Origin of the sequence: Acinetobacter sp. 1566109 (assembly GCF_000582255.1) — a bacterium.
In the GTDB taxonomy this organism is placed as follows: Bacteria; Pseudomonadota; Gammaproteobacteria; order Pseudomonadales; family Moraxellaceae; genus Acinetobacter; species Acinetobacter nosocomialis.
The window spans coordinates 1-1,712 of record NZ_JEYB01000164.1 but is presented as its reverse complement, the minus strand read 5'-3'; the positions used below and the strand labels follow the sequence as shown (position 1 = coordinate 1,712).

The following is a 1,712-nucleotide window of genomic DNA, read 5'->3' as shown; positions in this document are numbered from 1 at the left end:
GCTCAGCTGGATAGAGCACTTGGCTACGAACTAAGGGGTCGGGAGTTCGAATCTCTCTGAGCGCACCAACTTGAAGAATTAACCGCTTTTATAGCGGTTTTTTTGTGCCTGTTATTTAGTAAAATTTTAAAAATCTAAATTTATAACTTTTTAATTATATTAGAGATAATGATAAATGAATCTGGCTTTATTTGACTTTGATGGCACAATCACTCATAACGATACTTTTAGTTTATTTCTTAAATTCTCTTTGAGTAGAAAAACTCAAATATTAGGTGGTCTTCGGCTTGCGCCTTATATTGCAGGATATAAGTTCGGATGGGTAACGGATAAAATCATACGAACTAAGCTCTGTCAGGTGGGATATATAGGCTACGATGCGGATTTTCTAAAATATATGGGACAAGAGTTTGCTAAAACGGTAATTCCTACCTGTATTCGTGAAAATGCTTTAGAACGTATTCACTGGCATAAACAGCAAGGAGATCAGGTTGTTGTGGTATCCGCTTCATTAGGTGTTTATTTAGAAAGTTGGTGTCAGTCTTTAGATTTGGACGTTATCTATAATCAACTTGAAATAGATAATGGTATTTTAACGGGTAATTTTATTAATGGTGATTGTGGTTATTTAGAAAAAGTAAATAGAATAAAAAATAAATATGATCTAACCCAATATTCTACAATTTATGCTTATGGAGATACTCCTAATGATTATGCAATGTTAGAGCTAGCACATAAGAAATATTATAGATGGCAAGAGATGAATTAATTATTAATTAATATTTAAAAATATATTTAAAAAAGAAAGCCACTTTATCAGTGGCTTTCTTGAAGATTATTAAACAGTGTGTACAGAGATATTTAAGAAGTGGTCAGTAAGTAGTGACTGAGGTACTAAAGTATGAACCGTGTCTGTTACGTTAGATACTGTAGAAGTTACTCCGCCTAAGTTACCAGTTACTCCACCTAATAAGTTAGAAATAACATCTGTGCTACCTGTACCAGTTACACCACCAGTTAAGCTACCTACGATATCTGTTACGACACCAATAGGGTTGCTGCCAGCTGTACCCCCAGTCACACCACCGATAATATCGGTAACTGTGCCAAGTGGGTTACTTCCAGTAGCACCACCAGTTAAACCACCAATAATGTCAGTTACAGTGCCAAGTGGAGTATCACCGCCTACACCACCAGTAACACCGCCAATAGCACCAGTCGCACCACCAAGAATGTCGGTTAAAATGCCAGCCGCAGTTGTGCCATTTGAAACGAGAGTGTTGACAATACCAGTCGCATGATCAGTTGCACCTTGGATATTGCCACCCACTAAATCAGATACAACTTCAAGCGCACCATTTACAGTATCGCGAGAAGTTTCAAAAGTTAATGTACCGAGGTGAGCAATATCAGTAACAGGGTGTTCAGTTTGAGGAAGTACGCCAACTACAGTGTCCGCAACAGTATTAATGCCTGTATCAATAATGCTGGTTTTTAGACTTTCGACACCTTGTAGCACGTCAATACCGCTTTGTACGACGTTAACAACTGGTGCCAGTGGAGAAGTTCCACCTCCGACTACACCACCAGTGACACCACCAATAATATCGGTCACGGTACCAACAGGATTGCTACCAGTAGCACCACCAGTTACACCGCCAATAGCGCCAGTTACACCACCAATAATGTCAGTTACAGTACCAAGAGGATTA

Annotated in this window: 1 protein-coding gene and 1 pseudogene; one reads left to right on the top strand and one right to left on the bottom strand. The window is 38.7% G+C overall.

Features of this window, described 5'->3' with window-relative positions; genetic code table 11:
* The first annotated feature begins 175 nt into the window (after positions 1 to 175).
* Positions 176 to 769 (top strand): HAD-IB family hydrolase, encoded by a 594-nt coding sequence (locus tag J582_RS25020; protein ID WP_032048916.1) that lies wholly within the window; start codon positions 176 to 178, stop codon positions 767 to 769.
* Between the two features lie 69 nt (positions 770 to 838).
* Here the strand turns inward: J582_RS25020 and J582_RS27020 are convergent.
* Positions 839 to 1,712: pseudogene (locus J582_RS27020) on the bottom strand (hypothetical protein); the annotation flags it as partial.